Below are 23,361 nucleotides of genomic sequence, written 5' to 3'. Positions count from 1 at the left end.
TACGCCTGAGGTGAACCAGACTTCACTGCCTAGACTTGTCGATTTGCCGATTCGAGCGGTCCCAATCGCTTGCGGCGACGTAAGTCGTTTGCCACAATCGGGTCTTGTCATGTTTCGGATGAATGCCGGCTTGAGAAGGATCGAACGATGATGAGCGAATGGCGTCAGGTCAGACTGGTTTGGGCAATTGGGTTGTTGCTAATCGGAATTGGTTGCAGCCAATCCTCCGACGATGACCCCGAATCTGATACGCCATCGGAAGTTCTGCTCGAAGATTTCGATCCCCCCACGTTGGCCGAGTTGGATAAGAAAGCCGAATGGGAAGACCGCCCCGTGATGGACGGTCGCGAATTGCTTCAAGAATACTGGGCCAACAAAGAGCCCATTGCCACCGTCGAGGAAGCGCTCTCGCTGAAAAACGATTCTCCCGAGAACAACGACAAGATTCTCGACGCACTCGGTCGCCCCCCGGAAAACGAAGACGACGTGGATTGGGATGCGGAAATCATCCGGCAATCTCCGCGTGATGTTCGTAGCACAAACCCGCTCTTTATCAGCTCCACAACGGAGTTTGATGTGATGGGGTTAACCGGTTTTGGGCTGTTTTCGTTCGATTGGCGAATGCAACCGTATGCCGCGAAAGACACGGTCGTTTCGTGGCAGTCCAGTAAAGACCGCATGTACGACAAGATCGTCATGCGGAAAGACCTGACCTGGTCCGACGGGAAACCGATCACCGCACACGACATCGTCTTCTCGTTCAAGACGATCATGAACCCCGATGTTCCCGTGCCCGCCGTACGCTCGGGAACGGATGAAATTCGCTGGGTCGAAGCCTACGACGACTACACGCTTGTGTTCTTCCACAAGGAATCACTCGCGACGAATGTCTGGAATATCAACTTCCCTGTCATTCCAAAGCACATCTACGAGAAGTCGCTCAAAGACGACCCGACACTACAGAACAGCGACTATCATGTGAAGTACGAGAACAAACCCGTCACTGGCGGGCCGTACGTTATTCAGTCTCGGAAACGCAATTCGGAAATCGTGCTTACTCGCCGAGAGGGTTGGTACCAACATGAGGGTCAGCAAGTTCGTTCGAAACCGTACTTCAAGACCGTCCGTTTTAAGATCATCGATGACGAAGGTACATCTGTCCTGGCGATCAAAGAAGGCGAGGTCGAAGAACTTCTACTCAACGCCGAGCAATGGCAGACACAAACGAACGACTCCGATTTCTATCGGCTCAATACAAAAGTCACCGCGAACGAATGGACTGGTTTCCACTTCTTTTGGAACTTGAAAACACCATACTTCAAGGACCGCAAGGTCCGAGAGGCCATGTCCTATGCGTTTAATCACGATGAACTTCTTGACAAGCTCCTCTATGGGTTGCATCAACCGAGTGTCGGCACTTTCCACCCGACCTCTTGGATGGCCCCTAAGAATCCTCCCAAGCCCTATAAACAAGACTTGGTGAAAGCCGAGAAACTACTTGATGAAGCCGGTTGGGAAGACACCGATGGTGACGGCATTCGCGATAAGGAAATCAACGGCGAACTGGTACCCTTTGAATTCGAAGTGATTTGCAGTGCTGTCGACGAGCGAATCAAGATCTGCACGCTTCTCAAAGAAAACCTGGACCGGATCGGTATTGTCTGCAACGTCAAACCGTTGGAGTCGACAGTACTTCAACAACAGATGCTTGAACATCGCTTCCACGCGGCATACGGGGGATGGGGTTCCGGCGTCGACCCGGACACGTCCGAGAACATTTTCACGACGAAAGCCATTGAGAACGGTCGGAACTACGGTTCCTATGTCAACAAAGAAGTCGACAAACTCTTCGAACAAGGCAAACGCGAGTTCGACCGCGAGAAACGGGCCGACATCTACCGGAAGATCCATCAACTGCTATGGAAGGATCAACCGTACACTTGGTTGTTCTACCGCAACGCCTTCTATGCCTTCAATAAAGATCTTCGGGGCTACTACTTTAGCCCGCGGGGTCCCTACCACTATGATCCGGGTTTCTTTGCTATCTGGAAGCCGGCGAAGTAACAAGGATAAACCCACCGTTCAATGCTCAGAACGCTAGGTTTTCGTTTTCAAGCGATGTGAAACAAGGTTGGGTTTATTGGAGTGGGAACATTCCCGCTCCGATAACCAACACCGCTCAAGTCGCTTGTGCTCGATTTGACATGGAACCCGAACGTCTATGTTTTCGTACTTGGTTCGACGAATGTTGCTCAGCGTGATCACGCTCTTTGCGATCACGTTTATTGTCTACGGTTTGATCCGCAGCATGCCGGGCACACCGTTAACCATGGACATGGCCACCGCAGACCCTAGTAAAATGCTGAGCCCGGCCGACATCAAACGGCTAGAGAAGGATTTCGGACTCGATAAGCCGTGGTATGAAGCTTATTTCTATTGGCTCGGCGAAGTCGTTCAAGGAAATCTCGGTCGCTCGTTTGCACAGAAAGTGCCGGTGGCTCGACTCATCGGCGAACGGATCGGTCCGACACTGTTGCTATCAGTGAGTTCCCTGCTCTTAACTTATATCCTAGCAGTCCCGATGGGGCTCTTTGCCACGATGAGAAGTGGCAAACTCGACGAACGAACTCTCAGCACAAGTCTTTATATGCTGTATTCGTTCCCGTCATTTGTAGCAGCCTTGTTACTACAGATTCTATTTTTCCAGAAACTCAATTGGCTACCACTATACGGACTGCATTCCGATAACTACGAGAGTCTTTCGTTCTTTGGAAAAATCAAAGATATCTTTGAACATGCATTGATGCCGGTCGTCTGTTTTACGTACGGAAGTTTGGCGTACTACAGTCGGTTTGTTTATTCGAATATGCAAGAAGTGATCCGCCAAGACTATGTGCGAACCGCGGTCGCAAAAGGTCTCGGGCCGATTACAGTTCTTGTGAAGCATGCATTCCGAAATACGCTCGTGCCGTTCGTCACACTGATCGGGTTAACGCTTCCATCGTTGCTAAGTGGTGCGGTTATCATTGAGCGGATCTTTCAGTGGCCTGGCATGGGGCAACTGTATTTCGAAGCTTTGAATGCCCGTGACTACACCATCGTCATGGGACTGACCTTGATCTTTGCGATCCTCACGCTGCTTGGCCAATTGCTAGCCGACTTGTTGTACGCTGTTGTTGATCCTCGCGTTCGGGTTTCCTAACAGGCAACTACCAGATTCATCATTCTGAGTTTGTCATTGAAGACTATGAGTGAACAGGCAACGATCACGGAAACATTGCCTCCCGAAACTCGGGCGAGACAGACTACGTCTCGCGGGTTTTGGGCCGAGACGTGGACTCGATTCCGTCGTCGGAAACTCGCCATGTCGGCTCTGGTTTTCGTCGGCTGTCTTACGCTCGTTGCGATGTTCGCGCCGGCAATCGTCGGAACACGGCCGATCATCGTGAAGTACAAAGGCAGTATCTACTTCCCTGCAATGGGATACTTCAACTCGTCCTGGGAGAACCCCGTCTTTGCACGGGACAAGTTCCGCAGACGTTACCCGGAAAATCTGAAAGCCAAAGATCCAGAGAGCTGGGCGATTTGGCCGCTTGTGTATCAGGACCCTTATCGTCGCGTCTATGACAACGAGTGGCCCGATATGCCCGGCAACCCGACCGGTGGCGATGGGCACCCGAATCGCTTGAACCTCATGGGCACCGACACTCGTGGAGTGGATGTCTTTGCCCAGTTGGTTCATGGCACCACAGTTGCGCTGTTGGTGGGTTTTGTTTCAATGGGGATTGCAACAGTTATCGGCGTGACTTTTGGTGCGATCGCGGGCTATGCCGGCGGTTGGGCGGACATGTTACTAAGTCGTATCATCGAGATCGTTCTTTGTATTCCCGCTCTCGTTTTGATATTGGCTTTGCTTGCGATCGTCGAGCGTCCCACAATTTGGCACCTGATGGCGGTCATCGGTTGCACACGCTGGACCGGAATCGCACGCCTGACTCGCGCCGAATTTTTGCGATTGAAGGAGATGGAATTCGTCGCCGCTGCTCGTGCGCTCGGGCTGGGACGAACCCGCATCATTGTTCGCCATATCCTTCCGAATAGTTTAGCTCCCGTGCTGGTTCCGATCACATTCGGGATTGCGTCGGCGATTCTCATCGAGAGCGGTCTGAGTTTCCTGGGTTTCGGTGCTCCTCCCCCGGAACCCAGTTGGGGGAAACTCTTGAAGGACGGGCGCAGCCATTTGGAAATGTGGTGGCTGATCGTCTTTCCGGGAATCGCGATCTTCATGGCGGTCCTCAGTTACAACCTCATCGGTGAAGGTATTCAGGAAGCGACCGATCCGAGACTTCGCGATTCCGATTGAATCCATAAGTAGTCGCCAATCATTTGACATCCCGTTGGAATCGTGGAACATGTAAAGAGTTACTGTTGCATTTCACTTTTCCACTTGAGCAAATCGAGGGCCCTATGCGAATTCTCGCCACTGTGTTTGCCGTTGCAATGACATCGATGTCGTTGGTCGCCGACTCTGCCGTAGCCGCCGATGTGACGGTTAAAGGAGTTCACCTCTGCTGCGGGCGTTGCGTGAAAGATGTCGCCGACGCGTTAGATGGAGTCAAAGGTGTTTCGAATGTCTCCGCAGATCGAAATTCCAAAGTCGTGACGTTTTCCGCAGCCGATGCGGAAGCTGCAAAATCCGGTGTGGAAGCCCTTGCGGACAACGGTTTCGGCGGTGCTGCCACTTACGGTGACAAACTCATCGCCTTTCCAGACGCGGGCGTGAAAAAGAATGCGTCGGGAAGCGAGATCGTGTTTGAGGGAGTGCACCTGTGCTGTGGCGGTTGCGTGGTCGGTGCGAAGAAGGCCGTTCAAAATGTCGATGGCGTCGCAAAAATTGCCATCGATCGCGAAGAGAAGACCGTCAAACTCACCGGTGAAAAAATTTCGTTTAGTGATGCATTCGCAGCATTGATGAAAGGTGGTTACTACGGAACCGTCGCAGAGGAATAGACGGTTCTCGAACGAGCGACTCTGTCAATTCCGGTCGCTGAGTTGATTCCGCACCGTTGTTGGCGGCACAATGCTAATCCCTCGCGTGAACGCGCAGCGGAACACCACGTCCGCTATGCCCACAACTCGCGAGGGATTTCTTCATATCCGAACCTAATTGACGAGGGAGAGTTGGATGCACAAGCGCATGATGAAACTCGCGCTGCTGATTGCGGTCGTTTGCGGTGGAGTCGCAACCGCGGACGAGCCAGGTAGTCGCCAATTGTTCGATGGCAAAACGCTTGATGGATGGAGTGGCGATCCGAAATTTTGGAGCGTCGAAGACGGTGCAATCACCGGGAAGACGACCCCAGACAACCCCACGCAAGGCAACACCTTTATCGTCTGGGAAGACGGTGAACTCTCAGACTTCGAGTTGACCTTAGATTACCGGATTCAAGGCGGCAACTCGGGAATTCAATATCGGAGTTTCAAGCTCGACAATGCTGCTGACCAGTGGCGAATTGGCGGATATCAAGCCGACATCGACTCGGGCGACACGTATTCTGGCATTTTGTACGGCGAGAAATTCCGAGGCATTCTCGGCAAACGCGGCGAACAAACCAAACTCACTCGCAAAGACGGCAAATTCAAAGTCGAGCTCGTCGAGCAGTTCGGAAAGTCCGCCGATATTCAGGCGAAGATCAACAAAGACGGCTGGAACAGTTACCGGATCGTTGCCAACGGTTTCCATTTTACGCACTACATCAACGGTGCGAAGACCGTCGAAGTGACCGATGAAGACGAGAAAGAACGACGCCAATCCGGCTTGCTCGCCTTGCAATTGCACGCAGGCCCGCCGATGAAGGTGCAATTCAAGAATATCCAACTCAAGCCGCTTTCGAAGAAATCGGCAAGCACTTCCAGTGAGACGAAGAAGGTCGTGTTCGTGGCTGGTACGCCGAGTCATGGCTACGGTTCGCACGAACATAAAGCTGGCTGTATGTTGCTGGCTTCGGCACTGGAATCCAGCGGACTTCCCATCTCGACAACCGTGATCACCAACGGGTGGCCCAAAGATGATTCGGTTCTGGACGACGCAGATTGCATCGTGATCTACGCCGACGGCGGCGGTCGACATCCCATGAATCAACACCTCGAGAAACTCGAAGAGTTGATGAGCGAAGGCGTGGGGTTGGTCACCATCCATTACGCCGTGGAGGTTCCCAAGGGACCATCCGGTGAGGCATTGTTGGACTACACCGGGGGCTACTTCGAGACTGATTGGTCTGTGAACCCGCACTGGACCGCTAACTTCTCCGAACTCCCGTCGCACCCGACAACCAATGGCGTTAAGCCGTTCAATATCAATGACGAATGGTACTATCACATGCGTTTTCGCGAAGGAATGGCCGGCGTGACGCCGATCCTCAGCGATTTGCCACCGGAATCGACACTCAGTCGCCCGGATGGTGCACACAGTGGTAACCCGGCCGTGCGGAAGGCGGTCGCGGCGGGTGAAAGTCAACATACTGCTTGGGCAACCGAACGCAAAGACGGTGGCCGCGGCTTCGGTTTCACGGGCGGACATTTCCACTGGAACTGGGGTCATGACCAGTTCCGCAAACTGATGCTCAACGCAATTGTTTGGTGTGCAGGTTTAGAAGTCCCCCAAGACGGCGTGCCCGCAGGTTCGGTGACAGTCGAAGATTTGCAACGAAATCAAGATTATGACCAACCTCAAAACTTCAATGCCGCCCGAATCCAAAAGATGATTGAAGACTGGAACCGCTAAGCAGTTCCAAACGGACACGCAATCCCGATGCAAGCCGGCTGGCTCTCGTCGGGATTTTTTGATTCGTCAATAAAAACGCTGACATCGCAGTGATCGCCACCACGGCCGAACCATCTCCGCAACCTTATTGTCAGAAAACAGTTTCAGTGTTATGATTCGGGCCGTTTGTGATGCTCCGCTGCGTCCATAACCCCTATACAGTTTATTGGTCTCTCGATGGCGCAACTCGATATCAGAGTCGGTTTTGGGAACGACTTGCATCGTTTGGAAGAAGGTCGCCCTTTGATCATCGGTGGTGTACCGATCAAGTTCGACCTCGGGCCGGTCGCTCATAGCGATGGTGACGTGCTTTTACACGCGACAATCGACGCCCTACTGGGGGCCGCTGGTCTTGGAGACATTGGCGAGTGGTTCCCGGATACTGACGAACGCTGGAAAGATGCCGAGTCGTCGGAGTTGTTAGTTGCCACCTTAATGACGCTCCACGAACGCGATTGGCATGTCGGAAACCTCGACTGCATCATCTCGGCTCAGCGGCCGAAACTCAGCGAATACAAAGAAAAGATCCAAGTGAAACTTGCCGAATTACTTGGTGTCGAGCCAGAAGCGATCAACGTCAAAGCCAAAACCGGCGAATCCGTCGGTCCAATTGGTCGTGGAGAAGCCATCGCCGCCCAGGTGGCCGTCTTGATTGTTCGAGCAGGTTCGGGTGCGCTCTAGTATCCACGACGCCGCCTCCGAGTGGAACACTCGTTACTACCGTCAAAACAACGGATGATTTTGAATTGGGATTCAAGGACCGATGACACTTCGCGTTTACAACACTCTGACCCGCACCAAAGAAGATTTTCAGCCACTCGACCCCAATCGGGTGACAATGTATCTCTGCGGGCCGACCGTCTACAAACCCGCTCATATCGGGCATATGGTCGGACCAGTCATCTTCGACACGATCAAACGATACCTCGTCTATAGCGGGTACAACGTCGAATGGGTCGTGAATATCACGGACATTGACGACAAGCTGATCAACAAAGCGAACGAACTGGGCACATCGGTCGAAGCACTCGCCGAAAAGATGACGGCCGATTACCTGGAAAACCTGCAATTGATGCACGTCGATACCATCGACAAGTTTCCCAAGGCCACCGACCACATCGGCAATATGCTGGAAATGATCGGCCGGTTGGTCGATCAAGGACATGCCTACCCACTGGATGGCGACGTCTATTTCGCCGTCAACAGTGACGACGACTATGGCAAACTGAGCCGACGGAGCATTGACGCGATGATGGCAGGCACACGTGTCGAAGCCAACGATCGCAAACGCCATCCTGCCGACTTCGCATTGTGGAAAAAGTCGCGTGACGGGGAACCAAGTTGGGACAGCCCTTGGGGTCCCGGCCGCCCCGGTTGGCATATCGAGTGCTCCGCCATGAGCACGAAATTGCTTGGTGAAACCATCGATATCCACGGCGGTGGTCTGGACCTAATGTTCCCGCACCACGAGAACGAACTCGCGCAATCGGAGAGTTGCTCCGGCAAGCCGTTCTCAAAATACTGGCTACACAATGGACTGATGCAGGAGAGTGGGCAGAAGGGGAAAGTCGGCGGCGGACATGATCGAACTGGCGACTCTCCGGAAGAACAACTCGCCGGGAAAATGTCCGGGAGTCTAGGTGCCAAACCGATCAAAGAAGCGGTCTTTCCGCACCATACTCCAGAAACGGTGCGGTTCTTTCTGCTCGGAACACATTACCGCAGCCCGATTGATTTCAGCCTCGAACGAATCGCCGAAGTAGAAAAAGGACTGGACGGGTTCTATCGTCTGTTCGAAGAATTCGAACGAGTTACCGGCCAAAGTTTCTATACGCTCGAAGCGTCGAAAACAAGAAGCGAAACCGTCACACTCACGGGTGATCCTGAGTTCGTTGCCGAACTGAATGATTTCCGCGAACGGTTCTGGGAAGCGATGGACGACGACTTCAATACCGGTGGAGCCGTCGGTGTGTTGTTCGAGCTTCGCAAATCGATCAATGGCTTAATCAACCGACATGGCATGGATAAAGGCCAAGCGGTCAGCGACGACGTGCGGAACTCTTTGGTCGCTGCTATGCAACTGCTAAAGGAACTCACAAGTACGCTAGGGGTCTTTCAAGAATCCGTTCAGAAGTCTGGTGCAGGTGCCGATGATGAATTTGCCGGCCAGCTGATGGAACTCTTGATTCAACTCCGTGCGGATGCCCGTAAGAGCAAGAATTTTGCCGTCGCTGATGGAATTCGTGATGGCCTCACGGCGCTCGGCGTAACATTAGAGGACCGCACCGGCGAGACGATTTGGCGGCGAGACTGATCATTGCCCATTTCCGGTCACTCGGTCCCCTACAAGTTTGGTGGTGCAGATGGCCTTTACCGAACCGATTCAGTCGAAATCGCACGTCAAAGTGCAGCGGTACTTGGGTGTCGATCCGGGATTACGTCGAACGGGGTACGCGGTTATTGAGCGAACATCCCGTGGCCCTGTTCTTCGCGAAGCCGGGGTAATTCGCTCCGATGCCGACTTGCCATTGTCCCAACGTGTGCTGGAGATCGGTTCGGGAATTCGAGACGTGATCGAGGATTACGCTCCGCAGGTCATGGCTATCGAACAGGTATTCTCACTGGGTCGAAATCCCAAGTCCGCGCTGCTGATGGCCCATGCTCGGGGAGCCATTCTAATGGTTGCTGCTGAGCGTTCCGTCTCAGTGGTACACTTTCCGCCAACGCACGTTAAAAAGCTTCTGACAGGCAGCGGGAAAGCGTCCAAAGAACAGATGCAGTTCGCGATTCAGAATGAGTTACGCATCGATGTGGTCCCAGAACCCCACGATGTGGCCGACGCGGCCGCGATCGCACTTTGCATGTACCACAGCCTTCGCACAGTTTAAAGAATTCCTTCAAAAGGTTCGGTTCGTTGATTACGCGAATTACCGGCAAACTCGTCTCCTTAGAGTCCGACTCTGCAATCGTTGCGGTCGGAGCGTTTGAATACGAAGTCTATGTGCCGGAATTCGTCCGTCGCCAAGTCCAAGGCATGATCGGTGACGAAGTCAGTTTACGGACGATCGAATACCTCGAGGGCAACCCTCAATCCGGTCGCCTCACCCCACGAATGATTGGCTTCCTATCAAACGCCGAGAAACAATTCTTCGAGATGGTTTGTTCGGTTGATGGCGTCGGTGTGAAGAAAGCACTCCGTGCGATGGTTCGGCCGGTGGCGGAGGTCGCGACAGCGATCGAGGAACAAGATGTCAAACAGCTAACGACATTGCCCGGTGTCGGGCCCGCGGTGGCGGAACGAATCGTGGCGAAACTCCGGCGTAAGATGGCCCGCTTCGCGTTAATCGTCGGACAGGAATTTCCCGAGTCCGACGATGCCACCGGGCGTGATATCCTCAGCGAAACCTTTCAAGCACTCGTCGCACTTGGCCACTCCGAGACAGATGCCCACGACAAAATCGAACAGGCGATTGAAGGCAAAAAGAAGTTCAAATCCACGGACGAACTCATCCGCGTGATCTACCAGAATCAACGACAGTAACTGTGGATCACTGGGACTTACTGATCGCTTCGAGCTTTGAAGCGTAATCCCTACGAAGACTTTCCTTCGATTTGCAACTTGGGTAGTCCGACGACTTCAAATGTGGCCGACGCAATTCCGATCCCGGACTCGTCGAACAATGCGATGAGATCACGACTCATCCGATCTTTCACGGTTCGAACACCGTACTGACGCGTGAGAAATCGCACGGTCAATTCGAGCCAATTATCGGTGAGACGCCAAAATACGGTAGGCTCGAGAGACGGTTTCTCAACCGGATACAGTCGCGAAAGTTCCTGTATGGCGTCTTTGTCCAAGTCAGCCGCTTTCACGCCGTGGCGACTCGCGACGTTCAAAAGTATCTCTTCTGCCTTGTGCCGATCGTCGCTGTAGGAAACCGGTACCGACAACTCCTCCCAAAGGAATGGAAGTTCACGCGAGTAATTATAAACCGGTTCTTCAAACACCTTGGCATTGGGAATACTAACGACCCGGCCGGTGTACTGCCTGGAACGGACCCAAATTTCCGGCGTCGCATTCTGAACAGACGGCGGTTGGCCCATTTCCATGATCGTAGTTTGCGTCAGATCGAGCTGAATGACATCCCCACGGACCCCACCCATCGCGATCCGGTCTCCCACCTTGAAGATCTTGCCGCGGAGAATGACGAAATAACCAGCGAACGATGTGATAACCTTCTGCAAGGCGAAAGCGACCCCTGCGGTCACCAGTCCAAACGCTGTCGCCAGTGACGAAGGATCGTCAAACCAAATCGACAACACGCCTATTGTGATGACAAAAGTGGACAGCAGATTGACGACCTGCTTCGACGCGGTAATCCAACCGATATTGGTCCGCCCCCGAGAGAAACGGTGAATCACCCAACGCAGCAAGGCGGCAAGCAGAAGCATAATTACGATCAAAGCGATCGTAGCCAACAACTTCTGGCCGTTCGTCGGATTGAGTCCAATCCAACGGACACCGAGAAACTCGATGCCTTTGACGGTTTCACCAGCCCCTAACTTTTCGATTCCCTCGGTCGTTCCTTGCATCTCGCTGCCTTACGTTCAAATGACACGTTTCGCTCAACGTCATTGTCGCAGACAATCGGGCAGAGAACTTGACGACGGTGGTCGATCAAGGGTTTGGGCAACTACACGCCCGAGCGAATGAAGATTTCATCGCCGTCTTTGACGATGTATTCTTTACCCTCGACGTGGTTTAGGCCAGCCGCTTTTAATTCTCGTTCGGAACCAAGCTTCAACAAGTCGTCGGCTTGCCAAATTTCTGCCCGCACAAAGCCGCGAGCGAGATCGCTGTGAATCGAGTGAGCCGCCTCCAAAACGCTGGAGCCGCGTTTGAGTAACCAGGCGTGAACTTCCTTTTCGCCGGATGTGTAAAACGTGATCTGGTCGGTCACTTCGAAGATCATCCGTAGCAGTCGTCCCCGGCTCGGTTCGCCAAGCCCCATCTCCGCAGCGAACTCGGCACGTTCATCTTCGGAGAGTTCGGAGACTTCGAGTTCCAGACCGAAGGGAGCTGCAATTGCCCGCGGGCCAAGCTTTTCGATCTCGGCGATTGCATCTTCGGGAATGTCGCTATCGGCCGTATTCAGAACGACAAGTTGCTTCTTACGACTCAGCAAAGAAAACGCACGGGCCGCTTTCTCCTGTTTCTCCGTGAACTCCATCTCGCGGATCGGTTGCACGTTCTGCAATCGTTCTGCAATCGGCTTCAGGGCTTCGAGTTCCTCTTGCAGTTCGTCGCGATCCGGTCGTGGTTTGCTCGCGTCTTTCTTGAGTCGCTCGATCCGGTTTGTCACCACCTGAAGGTCAGCGAGAATCAGGTCTTCCTCGAACGCCTGCACTTCCGCGACGGGATCTGCCCCGGCGAAGACACCGACGATCTGCACCAAAGCCGCCGCTTCACGGATAATGCCAAGTCGTTGCCCGTTGGAATCTTGACTATCTCGACTCAGACCTGGCGTATCGAACAACTCAATACGTGCGGGCACAATCTTCTTAGGATTGTAGTGGGCCACTAAGCGGTTGAACCGCTCGTCAGGGACATCAGCGACTCCAACCTGACCGGTATGCGCTTTCGCAATATCCGGCGCGATCCCCGTGAGCAACTCGAACACAGTGCTCTTACCACCACCTTGGTAGCCAACCAGACCAATTTTCATCCGTCAATTGCCCCAAGTGTTGAAGAGCTCGTTCTAGATTTCGGGAGTCAAGCAATCGTCGATTCAAACGCACTCTGATACCAGATGATCGACGGTTCCTCGTGGTCCGGCCAGACGATACCAATAACGTCGAAGCGAACCGGCACTTGGCCGAATAAGCCTCGACGTTTGAGATATGCTGTCGCGGTTTGAGAAATGCGACGCTGTTTATCGGGAGTGACAGCATCGGCGGGAAGCCCACCCTTGGGAACCCGCCAAGTCTTGACCTCGACAAACACAATTCGATCGGCGTCACGCGCGATAATGTCGATTTCACCGAAGCGATTACGGTATTGCCGGGCGATAACTTTCAGACCCTGTCGACGGAGATACCGAGCCGCTTGTCGCTCGCCACGGTCCCCAAACAGCCGGCTGAACCAACGCCGCACGACCTATGACTTTTTCGCTGGACGTCGTTCGGCCAAACGAGTTGCCTTACCGACGCGGTCACGCAAGTAGAACAGTTTCGCTCGTCGCACAACACCGTGACGCACAACTTCGAGCTTGTCGATCTTTGGTGAGTTGACGGGGAACGTTCGCTCGACACCTTCGCCAGCCACGATCCGCCGCACCGTGAACATCTCACGGGTGCCTTCACCACGATGGGCAATCACAACGCCACTGAAGACCTGGATTCGCTCTTTGTTGCCTTCCAAAATCTTCAGGTGAACATCGACCGAGTCACCGATTTCGAACTTGATCGGTTCGTCGCGAAGGCTGTCTTGCTCGGCTGCGACTAAAAGAGGATTTTGCATGATTCACGCGTCTCGCTACTAAATACGAATTCAAATCGTCAAAAAACTACGAGCCAGCCTGACCGTCAATTAAGTCGTTTCGCCGCTCTTTTGTACGGAGTTGGCTTTGAACTCGCCGCCAATCCTCAATCTCTTGATGGTTACCATTGAGCAACACTTCAGGAACGCTCATGCCGCGAAACTCACGAGGCCGCGTATACTGAGGGTACTCCAACAAACCTTCGTCGGCGAAAGATTCGAACTGACTGCTCGTCTCCTCGCCCAGCACTCCGGGAATCAGGCGAATCACGGTATCGATCAGCAACATCGCTGGCACTTCACCACCGTTTGCGATGAAGTCGCCGACGGAAATCTCCATCGGCTTCAGGCCAATCCGAACCCGCTCGTCAAACCCTTCGTAACGACCGCACAACAGCAAAAGCCGTTGGTACTCCGACAACTCTCGCACGACCGACTGTTTCAGCGGCCGACCTTGCGGAGTCAACATCACCAACTGACCAGGCTCTTCGCCTTCCGCCTGAACCGACTCAACACACTGATAAATCGGATCACACGACAACAACATGCCAGGACCGCCGCCATAGGGACGGTCATCGACATTTCGCCGCAAGCCAGTTGCCCAATCCCGGAAGTTCCAGAGTTGAACATCGACGAGACCACGTTCGATCGCTAGCCGAAGCAAACCATTCGAGACATAGCCGGCGAACATTTCCGGAAACAATGTTAGCACATCGAACCGCATAATAATCCGCCTGCCTGCCCCACAACCTAACCTTCAGCCGACTCGCCTTCCGCGGCCGACTCTTCACCCTCACCAGCCGACTCTTCTGAGCTTTCGGCAGCAGGTTCCGGTTCTGGCGGAGCTTTTGGAGGCGTGAGTGGTGGCGGAGCAGCCGCTTCACCCCAGTTATCCTCCCGCAACTTCTTGATCAGAACGGCAACCTTCTCGGATGGCTGAGCACCTACGCCCAACCAATGATCAACCCGTTCCAGATCCATCCGAACCCGTTGGCTCTTGTCACGAACCATGGGATCATAGAAGCCGACCTCTTCGATCGCTTTGCCGTCACGCGGCCGCCGCGCATCCATCACACAGATGCGATAGAACGGCCGATGGCGGCGTCCCATCCGCTTCATCCGAATGCGAACTGCCACGCTAAACTCCTCACTGAAGTGACTCTCACGGCGAAAATCCCCACAGTTGGGACGAAATCTCGCCACTGATCAAAACGCAGATTGTAGCCGTCTATGCTTGGGTTGCAAGGCAGAGAGGTTTTGAAACCTTAAGAGTCGAGGGAAATTCTCGAATTTGTCAACACTTTCTACACAAGAAGGTCTTCCCAGACATGCCCGTGAACATCTGTTAGCCGCATATCTCGACCGCTATAACGATATGTCAGCCGTTCGTGGTCAATGCCAAGTTGGTGCAATACTGTGGCCCAAAGATCGTAAATTGTGGCGTTATTCTCAATCGCGTGATAGCCAAACTCGTCGGTCGCTCCGTAGACGGTTCCACCTTTCATTCCCCCACCTGCCAACCACAGACTAAATCCGTATGGGTTGTGGTCTCGTCCATTGCCTTGCGCAAATGGAGCCCGTCCGAATTCACCGGCGAAGATGACGAGAGTTGAATCGAGTAAACCACGTTGCTTGAGGTCTGTCAGCAAACCGGCGATCGGTCGATCCACTTGTGTCGCCATCGCGCCATGACCACGTTCAATGTCGCCGTGCTGATCCCAGGGATTTGCATCGTTCCCCGCACCAATACGAACGCTGCTGCACGATAACTCCACAAATCGCACGCCTCGTTCGACTAGTCGCCGAGCCATCAGACATTGGCGACCGTACTGTGCCGTATGTGGGTTCTCATCGGGTACACCGTACAATTCGTGAATATGTTGCGGTTCGCCGGTGATATCCGTGAGCTCGGGGACGGCTTGTTGCATCTCGAATGCAGTCTCCGCATTGGCGACGCAATCCATCACGGCTTGTTCAACGGCGACGCGATCGGCAAAACCGCGATCGAGCTGACGAATGGTATCGAGCGCAGTGCGTTGTTGCTGCCGTGCAATACTCGGTGTGATATTGGGAACCGCATTTTTGTCGGTGAGATTGAAGATGGAACCACCCGCATTCGCGGGGAGGAAACCGTTCCCGAACAAACTGACGCCACCGTGGGGAATGCCGCTGCGGTCGGTTCTCAGCACGACATACGGTGGCAGAGTCGGATTGTTTGTACCAAGCCCGTAGGCCACCCAGGCGCCGGCACTGGGGTGTCCGAGAAACGGAAACCCGGTGTGAAAGAAAAAATTCGCCTGGGCATGCTCGGAGAAGTTCGCCGTCATCGAACGCACGATCGCCAAATCATCGGCATGGCTAGCGATTTTAGGAAAGAGATCGGTCATCTCGATCCCGGCTTCACCGTATTTTCGATGTTGCCAGTACGACTGCTGAATCTTTCCGACATTGTCGAACTGCGTGCGTTCCACACGTCCGGGCATTGGTTCGCCATGCATTTTCCGCAATAGCGGCTTCGGGTCGAAGGAGTCCACATGCGAAAAACCGCCGGACATGTAGAGCAAAATCACGGATTTCGCTTTCGGCGGATGATGCATCTCCGGCAAAGCCGCCGGTGCTGCGACGGCGGAGTTGATCAACCCGGATGCAGCCCATGCGCTCACGCCAGCGGTGGCCGCCCTGAGGAAGTCGCGTCGGTTTGATGTATCAGGGAACATACAGAAACTCCTTCGAATTCAGCAAAGCATGAGCAATCGCGTAGTAACCGTCATTCCGCAGACGAGGACTCTTTCGCAGCCTGGCAACCTGTTCTTTCTGCTTCATCAGGTCGGCTTGAAGCCGATCGAGTTCGGCACGTCTTGTCTTCCAACTTTCCTGCTGAACCGGTGACAGGTTGGCAAAAATCTCGGCCTCACTTGGCCCGCGACCAGGGATCGACCGGTTCGCAATTTGAACTTCGTCCACAGTCAAAGCACGATCATACAGCCGAGCGGCTTCGATCCGCCCTTTGAGAACGCGACCGCCAGTCGGTGCGTTCCCGTGTCGTAGGCCAAAGAGCACCTGAAACTCCCCGGCAGCATACTCCCGTAGACCCGCTTTTCGATATGGCTTCGCATAGGGTTCGCCATTACGGTAAGTGCGGATCGTTCCGTTAGGTTCGTAGACAAAAACCAGATGGACAGCCCGGTCACCGGCTTGAGATTCCGACTCTCCCGGCAGCGGGTTGGTCCGGGCGAAATGATCGCTGCCGGACAACCAACGGTTCGGAATCGCCTCCGCGTAAACAATCGAGTCGAAGAAGCGACCATCCAGTGTTTGCACCGACATCGCCCCCCCGCCACGCTGATCGAGTCCGTCGAGTTGGACCAGAACTTCCAGCGTCTTTGCCTGTAAAGGCTTCGGGATCGGAGCGGTCATTAGACAACCGCCGTTCAGGACCAACGCACCGTTTTCAACACGTGCGTCGCCGATCAGTCGACCTTGTAAGCCTCCGACGGAATCATGGGCGTCTTTTTCGAAATCCCAGCGAGCGATCGGTTCGAGATCCACAGACGCTACTGGTTCGATATGAGAATCCTCTTTGGGCAGTAGTCCTTCAAACCAGTCGGCCCAATTGCGCCGAGCATCCTGGAGAGCCGTTTCGGTCTTGCGAACTTGTGTCTCGAGTTCGGCTACCTGTCCCGTCAGTTCACGACCGCCATCCCGATAGCCTTGTAAGAGTTCCAATTCTTCCTCGGACGGACCGCGGGCGTAGATCTGCCGGTACATCGCAGAGATTTTCTTTGCTGGTGAATCCATCGTGGTGTCTTGCAGGATGCGTTTCGACCAGGCATCGGCCGCATTTTCGACGATTGTACCATTCATCAAAGCCAGGTATTGAGCAGGCACATCAGCGTGAGTGCGGCTACCGACTGTTGACACCGGCACGGGTGCGTTGAACACCGCTAGAAAGGGATTCAGACGATTTCGCACGATCGGCAGTCGCACGGCACGTCGACCATCGCCGGCAAGTTGCCCGATTGAATCGTAAATGGCTTCGGCGTCCAATCGTCTCGGACGGTAAAACGACAACCACTTATTGATCGGATCGCGTTCCAATGTGGCGGCAGACGCGGAATTGGCCAAGCGGAATGCCCGACTGGTGACGAGTTGCCGGAGAGCGTGTTTGATCGAGAAGCCGTTTCGCTCGAAGTCCTGTGCAAGGAAATCGAGCAGTTGGGGGTGGGTGGGTTCGCTTCCCAATCGACCGAAATTGTCGACCGACGAAACCATTCCACGACCGAAGCAATACGCCCACAATCGGTTGACCAGTAAACGCGATTTGAGTGGGTTCTCGGGACTGACCATCCACTCCGCCAACTGCAACCGTGTGGGGCGATCGTCCGCAAAGGGGGCTTCCGAAATGACCTCCAAGAACTGGTGGTGAACTGGTTCCGTCTCCTGGTTTTGATTTCCCCGAACGAGAAACGGTTGGGCAACTGGTGCGACATCCAACACCCCGGGTGCTCGTCGCGGAATCGGAATCTCCGCCTCAAGTCGCCGGTACTTCTCGATCAATCCCTGCAGAGAATTCGGCAATTCACTAATCGAGTTGGAAAGCAATCCAATCTCGACGAAACGATTGAGAAACTCAGCTTCCGCGTCGGACAAATCTTGGTCGTGCCACTCATGAAGAATTCTTCGCGTGGTTTCTTGATAAGCCTGCGCGAGTGAACCACGATCACGGAGCGAATCCGGGTTGTTCATGACTCGCAGTAAGGATGCCCCCAAAGCTTCCGGCGGGTTCTCGCCAGCGTAGATTTCCGCGATTCCAAACCAGGAACGATCAGCGGAACCGGCACGTGGGATGGTATCCTTCGAGGTTCGTAACTCATAGTGAAGCTTTTCGCCGAGCCAATAATTCCACTTCGGTTGCGTGGATTTCCAAGTGAGCGTCGACGCATTGTTGATCGCCGTCGCGGGGTGCAATCCGCCGTGCGTCAGTGGATAATTCCGAACCGGTACTCGCAACTCCGCTTGATTCCCCGCGACTCGTACCCAAGTTCCTTGACCACTGGCGACAACATCCACCGAACTCAGCACGGCAGCATGTTTGTCTGAAACGAGGTGCGTAAATACCCCACGCGGGTAGATGCCACGAACAACACCGTCTCCATCCGGTTGCAAGGCGAACGATCCCGCTGGGCTTGCTACGTAGGTCGTCCCGTTGCCGTTCGTGAACCATTTGTCCGCTTGCTTTGGATCACGGAGATCGAAGTAGAACTCGGCGTTTGCAATCGCATTGGCATTTTGCGTGTCGATGCGACGTATTTCGTTTTGGTGTTGTTCCACGACCGATGGGTATTTGTCCGGTGAGACATTACTCAAGACCTGCCAAAGCCCAAGCGGGTCGCGGATGGCATCGATGTCGTTCAGTTTTTCGTCGATGTCTTTGAGGCGATCGGGAATTTTGTCGACTTCACTCAGCCAGAACGTGCTCAACTCACGACGAATTTCCTTTTTGAGTTCTTGAATATCCGATGTGTTCGTGGCGAGTTTCTCGGGGGTGTCGATTAGTACGGTCGAGGGGCGACTGCTGATCATCATGCCGAACAGCCGATAGAAATCCTTCTGGCTGATGGGGTCGAACTTGTGGTTATGACAACGCGCACATGAGACGGTCACGCCCAGCATCGCCTTGGAAATCACATCGATTTGGTTATCGGTGAACGTGATCTGCTCGCCATACGCGTCTGTCACACCGAAGCCGTGCGGCACCATTCGCAGATGTGCCGGGCCGATTGCGGATTCGTTAAGTTCGAGTGCGTGGTTGAGACGCGGGTTTTCGAGCAAGTCGCCAGCGAGGTGTTCGATCAGGAGTTGGTCGTAAGGCACATCTGAGTTCAGGGCACGGATGAGGTATTCGCGATACTCGCTCGCATAGGGAATCGGCGGGTCGCCTTCGCTGCCGTGCGTTTCTGCGTAGCGGTACCAGTCCATCCAATGTCGTGCCCACCGCTCCCCGAACGCATTGGACGCGAGGAGTTCATCGACCAACTTGCCATACGCTTCCTCTGACGGATTAGCCAGAAACTCGGCGGTGCGTTCAGGCGTGGGTGGCAAACCGGTCAGGATCAGACTGACGCGGCGAATCAACGTGGCTGGGTCGGCCAGCGGTTGGGGCGACAAACCTGCTTCATGCATGCGTGCAAATACGAATCGATCAATCGGCGTGCCTGACCACTCATCATCGTCGACCTGCGGAACCGGGTGTTCCTTCACCGGCTGGAACGACCACCAGCGTTTGCGTTCCTCGCGAGTTTCCTCCCACGACTTGTTCGATTTCAAATCGTCTTTGGTCGGTTTGGTCAAACGTGGATCGTACGCCCCGGTGCGAATCCATTCGGCGAAGTCCTGGATGATCACTGCATCCAGCTGCGGAGCGTTCGCGGGCATCTCGTAACCATTTTTGTGCTGCAATGCCCATAGCAACACGCTTTCCTCGGGCTTGCCCGGGACGATGATCTCGCCCGAGTCCCCGCCCGTAAGCACCGCTTGCCGATAGTCGAGAGCCAACCCGCCCTTTTTCTTATCAAGGCTGTTATGACACCCCGTACAATGTTCGACGAGCACAGGGCGAATCTTGGTTTCGAAGAATTCGAGCTTCGCCGCATCATTCGCCAGACCAACGGACGAAACGCAGCCAAACGCCAAACCAACCAACAAGAAACATCTCATAACAACCGTCCCGACAAATCACGCTCTGCGGACCGTGAAGAACTCGGCAATCAGAAAAACCGACACGCGGATAGTTGCTCCACACATACCGGGAACAATCAATGGCTGTCAATGCGTTGACTGTTATTCTGCCTTGTTGAGACACAGTCGAAGTGAATCTTATCCAGTCGGCCAAATGCTAATGAAATACTTGCTGGATGGTTTTCGGTTGGTGTCGGGAAGGTGTTCCACGAAGCCACATTGATCGAGCAAATTGAAGACTTCTTCATGGATTTCGAGGACATTAACCGTTTGCAGCAACAACACTCCACCCGGCTTCAACAATTCATGGAACCGAAGCAGGGATCGCCGCCAATATTCTGCCGTTGAACGCCGCAAACTGTTCTGACAGTGGATCACGTCAAATCCGCCAATTGCCAAGTCCAACGTGAACCAATCGCCAACGGAGTAATTCACCACCCCACCCGGGGATTGGAATTCCCGCAAGCGTTCGAGTGAGCGGGACGGATCTTCGACTAATGTCCAAGTACCGAGAGAATTACCATCTGACTGCCAGATCGGAATGCATTTGGCTAAGTCGGCTTCGGTCGACCGGTGACGCATGGCGAACTCGACTGCTGCAGGGCATATGTCGACAGCCGTCACTTCGAATCCCCAATAAGCCAAGACCTGAGGAAGCAAAGCGATCCCGCAACCGGCATCGAGAAGCTTTGTCGGTGACGATCGGGGCAACTCGCCAGCACTGATCAGCATCCGCATGAGTTGGTCGACTTCGCAGTAAACCGCGAATTCACATCGCCACGCGTTCTCTTCGGAAAACAATCGAGCGTAATGTGCTTGCCAGTACGGGGAACTGTTCCAATCCTCCGCTCGTAATTCGGTTAGCAGCGGGGGTCTCCAGACGTCAACTTTCTCATCCGGTGCCATAGAGTCGGCACTAGATTTCTTGCGTCGAAACCAACCAAACAACTCGATTCCTCCACCAGTCCTTTACTAACGCCCCTCGATTTTACCAAGAAACTCCCCGATCTTCGCACGGATTTCATCGCGGATGCGGCGGAACACGACTAATTTTTCTTCGTGCGAGCCTGTGGCGTCGGCGGGGTCCTCGAAGGGCCAATGGAGTTTTTCCGCCGCATTCGGAAACGTCGGACAAGCTTCGTTGGCGTTGTCGCAGACGGTGATCACCAAGTCGATTTGCTCATTGAGAAACTGATCGAGATGCTTACTCTCGGCGTTCGACAAATCGATGCCAACTTCCTGCATCACTTCAATCGCGAGTGGATGCACATAGCCTGCCGGTTTGGAACCTGCGGAGTCGGCTTTCCATTCACCTTCGCCGAGTTGGTTCCAAAAAGCGTCCGCCATTTGCGAGCGGCACGAGTTTCCAGTGCATAGAATCAGAACTCGTTTGGACATTTTCGTCGCGCTCCCAGGCGGGGTGAATTGGTGAATCGGAATCTCGCTGATATCATGCGGACTTCGCGCTCCTTTGCAATCCAAACCACGGCGAAAGTCCGTTTATGAAGACACTTTTAACAACCGAGGAAATCGCCGACCGGGTGCGTCATCTCGGAGAACAGATCACCAGCGACATCGGCGACGAACCGTTGACCGTAATCGGTGTTCTTACAGGAAGTTTGATCTTCCTCGCCGACCTCGTCCGCAAGATCGAGACGCCAACCCAAATTGGATTGATTCAAGCTTCGAGTTACCGCGGCACCGCGACTCGGCCGGGAGAACTGACGGTCGACTTCTCACTGCTTCCAGACATCGCCAATCGGAACGTGCTGCTTGTCGATGACATTCTGGACACCGGTCGGACCCTGTCGCGACTGATGGAACATTTGAGTGCGCAGAATCTCAAGTCACTCCGGACCGCAGCGCTGTTATGGAAGACCGAACGGACGGAAGTGGATCTTCAACCGAATTACGTCGGGTTCGAAATCCCGGACGAATTCGTCGTCGGCTACGGACTCGACTACAACGACCATTACCGGCATCTGCCACACATCGCCGTGTTGGAAGATGGTGATCTGTAATTGTCGTCACTTCATTGAACTTCATCCCTCTAAGCCGCTGACATGTCGGCGGACCGACCGTGTGCGGTCGGCTTGGTAAAACGGGGATACACGACGAAGATAGCGCAGCAAAAAAACCGGTTCGCGGCGGATTTGCCGTGAACCGGTTAAACGGAATCTATATTTTCGCAATCGCGACGCATCGCGAGCTTTACTTCGAGCTTCCGTTCACGAGTTTGGTCGTTATGCAGGATGAACTGCTTGGGCCCCGTCCCTGAAACCTGGGCGGACCATCCACAAGCAATCGCTTGGCATCGGGGCGTTGGAACATCGTCGCTTCGATAGTCCGAAGAAATTGCTCGCAGGCGAGCAATCCGTGGGGCCATTCCCGTCGACAGCGTTCGAATGCGTCCGATTAGGCGATCTGCTTTTTGCGACCGACCAATGTCCGAATCCGTTCGGCCAACAGGGCAGCGTCGAAAGGCTTCCGAAAAGTCTCGTTGAACAGAGTGCGGTCGAAACCGCTTTGACTGTCTTCATCGCTTAATAAGCCAATGAGGACCGTCTCAGTGTATTCATTGTTGCGTTTGAGGTTTTGGGCAATCATCAGGGCTTCATTACGGCCCATGGTGAAGTCCACAACCACGCAGTCAGGGTGTAGGCTTTCGGCTTGAATACCAGCCTCAAACCCACTGGCGGCGGATTCGATTTTAAAATCGTTCTCGCCCATCATATCTGTCAGGCTGTTTCGCACTGGGGCATCGGCCCCCACGAGAAGCACCTTGCCCATGGCCTCGTCCTCGAGTTCGCCCAGCGGCATGCCGTGCTCTTTCAAGAAACGAATTAGGTGTTCGCGGGGGATTCGGCGGTCTTGGGAACCGGGGATCCGGTATCCACGAAGACGGCCAGAATCAAACCATTTGCTGACAGTGCGAGGTGCCACCTTACAGATCTTGGCTACTTGTCCAGTAGTGAAGATCGTCCTCATCGCGGGCTCTCCAATAATCGATCATGCCAACAAAGAGGGTTTGTCGGGCCCTCCGGATACTCACCCCTAACACAACGGTTGGCACTTCCTGGCCGGTTCTGGGTCTTAAAAAGACCAGGCTCCATGACGGACATTGCCGTTGCGGTCATTGGGTTGGGGTTCGAATCAAGGTGGATTGGGCTTTCGGCGAAAACCCGATTTCTCCTGGTTGACATTGCGACACCAAGCAGGAACGCTCAGTCCCCACCGGTGCGTGAAAAGGAATCCATCGATC

The 23,361-nt window shown here is 54.1% G+C and carries 21 protein-coding genes; 10 read left to right on the top strand and 11 right to left on the bottom strand.

Annotated elements, in window-relative coordinates; translation table 11 throughout:
- The first annotated feature begins 147 nt into the window (after positions 1-147).
- The 9 genes from AC5DDB_RS18675 (at position 148) to ruvA (ending at position 10,364) form a co-directional block, all read left to right on the top strand.
- Positions 148-2,064: a peptide-binding protein gene (locus tag AC5DDB_RS18675; protein ID WP_491741269.1), complete on the top strand. Its 1,917-nt coding sequence runs from the start codon at positions 148-150 to the stop codon at positions 2,062-2,064.
- A gap of 157 nt (positions 2,065-2,221) precedes the next feature.
- Entirely contained in the window at positions 2,222-3,202 is a 981-nt protein-coding gene (locus AC5DDB_RS18670) for an ABC transporter permease (RefSeq protein WP_491741268.1), read from the top strand.
- A 75-nt stretch (positions 3,203-3,277) separates the two neighbouring features.
- Positions 3,278-4,363, top strand: a complete 1,086-nt coding sequence (locus tag AC5DDB_RS18665; protein WP_491741377.1) for an ABC transporter permease — start codon at positions 3,278-3,280, stop codon at positions 4,361-4,363.
- Between the two features lie 104 nt (positions 4,364-4,467).
- Positions 4,468-5,010, top strand: a complete 543-nt coding sequence (locus AC5DDB_RS18660) for a heavy-metal-associated domain-containing protein (protein WP_491741267.1) — start codon at positions 4,468-4,470, stop codon at positions 5,008-5,010.
- Between the two features lie 175 nt (positions 5,011-5,185).
- Positions 5,186-6,784, top strand: coding sequence for a DUF1080 domain-containing protein (locus AC5DDB_RS18655; RefSeq protein WP_491741266.1), 1,599 nt, complete (start codon positions 5,186-5,188; stop codon positions 6,782-6,784).
- Positions 6,785-7,000: 216 nt separating this feature from the next.
- Complete coding sequence (gene ispF / locus AC5DDB_RS18650; RefSeq protein WP_491741265.1) at positions 7,001-7,504, top strand: 2-C-methyl-D-erythritol 2,4-cyclodiphosphate synthase; 504 nt, start codon at positions 7,001-7,003, stop codon at positions 7,502-7,504.
- 82 nt (positions 7,505-7,586) lie between these two features.
- Positions 7,587-9,137: a cysteine--tRNA ligase gene (cysS, locus tag AC5DDB_RS18645; RefSeq protein ID WP_491741264.1), complete on the top strand. Its 1,551-nt coding sequence runs from the start codon at positions 7,587-7,589 to the stop codon at positions 9,135-9,137.
- Positions 9,138-9,186: 49 nt separating this feature from the next.
- Complete coding sequence (gene ruvC / locus AC5DDB_RS18640; protein ID WP_491741263.1) at positions 9,187-9,711, top strand: crossover junction endodeoxyribonuclease RuvC; 525 nt, start codon at positions 9,187-9,189, stop codon at positions 9,709-9,711.
- 26 nt (positions 9,712-9,737) lie between these two features.
- Positions 9,738-10,364 (top strand): Holliday junction branch migration protein RuvA, encoded by a 627-nt coding sequence (gene ruvA, locus AC5DDB_RS18635; RefSeq protein WP_491741262.1) that lies wholly within the window; start codon positions 9,738-9,740, stop codon positions 10,362-10,364.
- A gap of 50 nt (positions 10,365-10,414) precedes the next feature.
- Here ruvA and AC5DDB_RS18630 read toward each other — a convergent pair whose 3' ends face one another.
- The 10 genes from AC5DDB_RS18630 to AC5DDB_RS18585 all read right to left on the bottom strand — a co-directional run bounded on the left by AC5DDB_RS18630 (position 10,415) and on the right by AC5DDB_RS18585 (position 21,497).
- The gene (locus AC5DDB_RS18630; protein WP_491741261.1) at positions 10,415-11,416 is read right to left on the bottom strand and encodes a mechanosensitive ion channel family protein; all 1,002 of its coding nucleotides are present in this window, start codon (positions 11,414-11,416) and stop codon (positions 10,415-10,417) included.
- A 101-nt stretch (positions 11,417-11,517) separates the two neighbouring features.
- The gene (locus AC5DDB_RS18625) at positions 11,518-12,549 is read right to left on the bottom strand and encodes a DUF933 domain-containing protein (protein ID WP_491741260.1); all 1,032 of its coding nucleotides are present in this window, start codon (positions 12,547-12,549) and stop codon (positions 11,518-11,520) included.
- A gap of 47 nt (positions 12,550-12,596) precedes the next feature.
- Entirely contained in the window at positions 12,597-12,977 is a 381-nt protein-coding gene (locus tag AC5DDB_RS18620) for a YraN family protein (protein WP_491741259.1), read from the bottom strand.
- Between the two features lie 3 nt (positions 12,978-12,980).
- Positions 12,981-13,343: a 50S ribosomal protein L19 gene (gene rplS / locus AC5DDB_RS18615; RefSeq protein WP_491741258.1), complete on the bottom strand. Its 363-nt coding sequence runs from the start codon at positions 13,341-13,343 to the stop codon at positions 12,981-12,983.
- A 46-nt stretch (positions 13,344-13,389) separates the two neighbouring features.
- Positions 13,390-14,085, bottom strand: coding sequence for a tRNA (guanosine(37)-N1)-methyltransferase TrmD (gene trmD / locus AC5DDB_RS18610; RefSeq protein ID WP_491741257.1), 696 nt, complete (start codon positions 14,083-14,085; stop codon positions 13,390-13,392).
- Positions 14,086-14,111: 26 nt separating this feature from the next.
- Complete coding sequence (gene rpsP / locus AC5DDB_RS18605) at positions 14,112-14,498, bottom strand: 30S ribosomal protein S16 (protein WP_491741256.1); 387 nt, start codon at positions 14,496-14,498, stop codon at positions 14,112-14,114.
- 167 nt (positions 14,499-14,665) lie between these two features.
- Positions 14,666-16,078, bottom strand: coding sequence for a DUF1501 domain-containing protein (locus AC5DDB_RS18600; RefSeq protein ID WP_491741255.1), 1,413 nt, complete (start codon positions 16,076-16,078; stop codon positions 14,666-14,668).
- Positions 16,068-20,078 carry a DUF1549 domain-containing protein gene (locus AC5DDB_RS18595; RefSeq protein ID WP_491741254.1) on the bottom strand — a complete coding sequence of 1,337 codons (4,011 nt, stop codon included), beginning with the start codon at positions 20,076-20,078 and terminating at the stop codon, positions 16,068-16,070. The genes AC5DDB_RS18600 and AC5DDB_RS18595 overlap by 11 nt, the downstream gene beginning before the upstream one ends.
- Positions 20,079-20,237: 159 nt before the next feature.
- Complete coding sequence (locus AC5DDB_RS18590) at positions 20,238-21,005, bottom strand: class I SAM-dependent methyltransferase (RefSeq protein WP_491741253.1); 768 nt, start codon at positions 21,003-21,005, stop codon at positions 20,238-20,240.
- A gap of 66 nt (positions 21,006-21,071) precedes the next feature.
- Entirely contained in the window at positions 21,072-21,497 is a 426-nt protein-coding gene (locus AC5DDB_RS18585) for an arsenate reductase ArsC (RefSeq protein ID WP_491741252.1), read from the bottom strand.
- Between the two features lie 104 nt (positions 21,498-21,601).
- On the opposite strand from AC5DDB_RS18585, the gene hpt reads away from it, so the two are divergent.
- Positions 21,602-22,120, top strand: coding sequence for a hypoxanthine phosphoribosyltransferase (gene hpt / locus AC5DDB_RS18580; protein ID WP_491741251.1), 519 nt, complete (start codon positions 21,602-21,604; stop codon positions 22,118-22,120).
- Positions 22,121-22,514: 394 nt separating this feature from the next.
- Here hpt and AC5DDB_RS18575 read toward each other — a convergent pair whose 3' ends face one another.
- Entirely contained in the window at positions 22,515-23,087 is a 573-nt protein-coding gene (locus AC5DDB_RS18575; RefSeq protein ID WP_166825192.1) for a helix-turn-helix domain-containing protein, read from the bottom strand.
- Between the last annotated feature and the right edge of the window lie 274 nt (positions 23,088-23,361).

The sequence above is a fragment of the Thalassoroseus sp. genome (assembly GCF_984380535.1).
The sequence above is the reverse complement of the archived record's forward strand: the minus strand, read 5'-3'. Positions and strand labels throughout refer to the sequence as shown.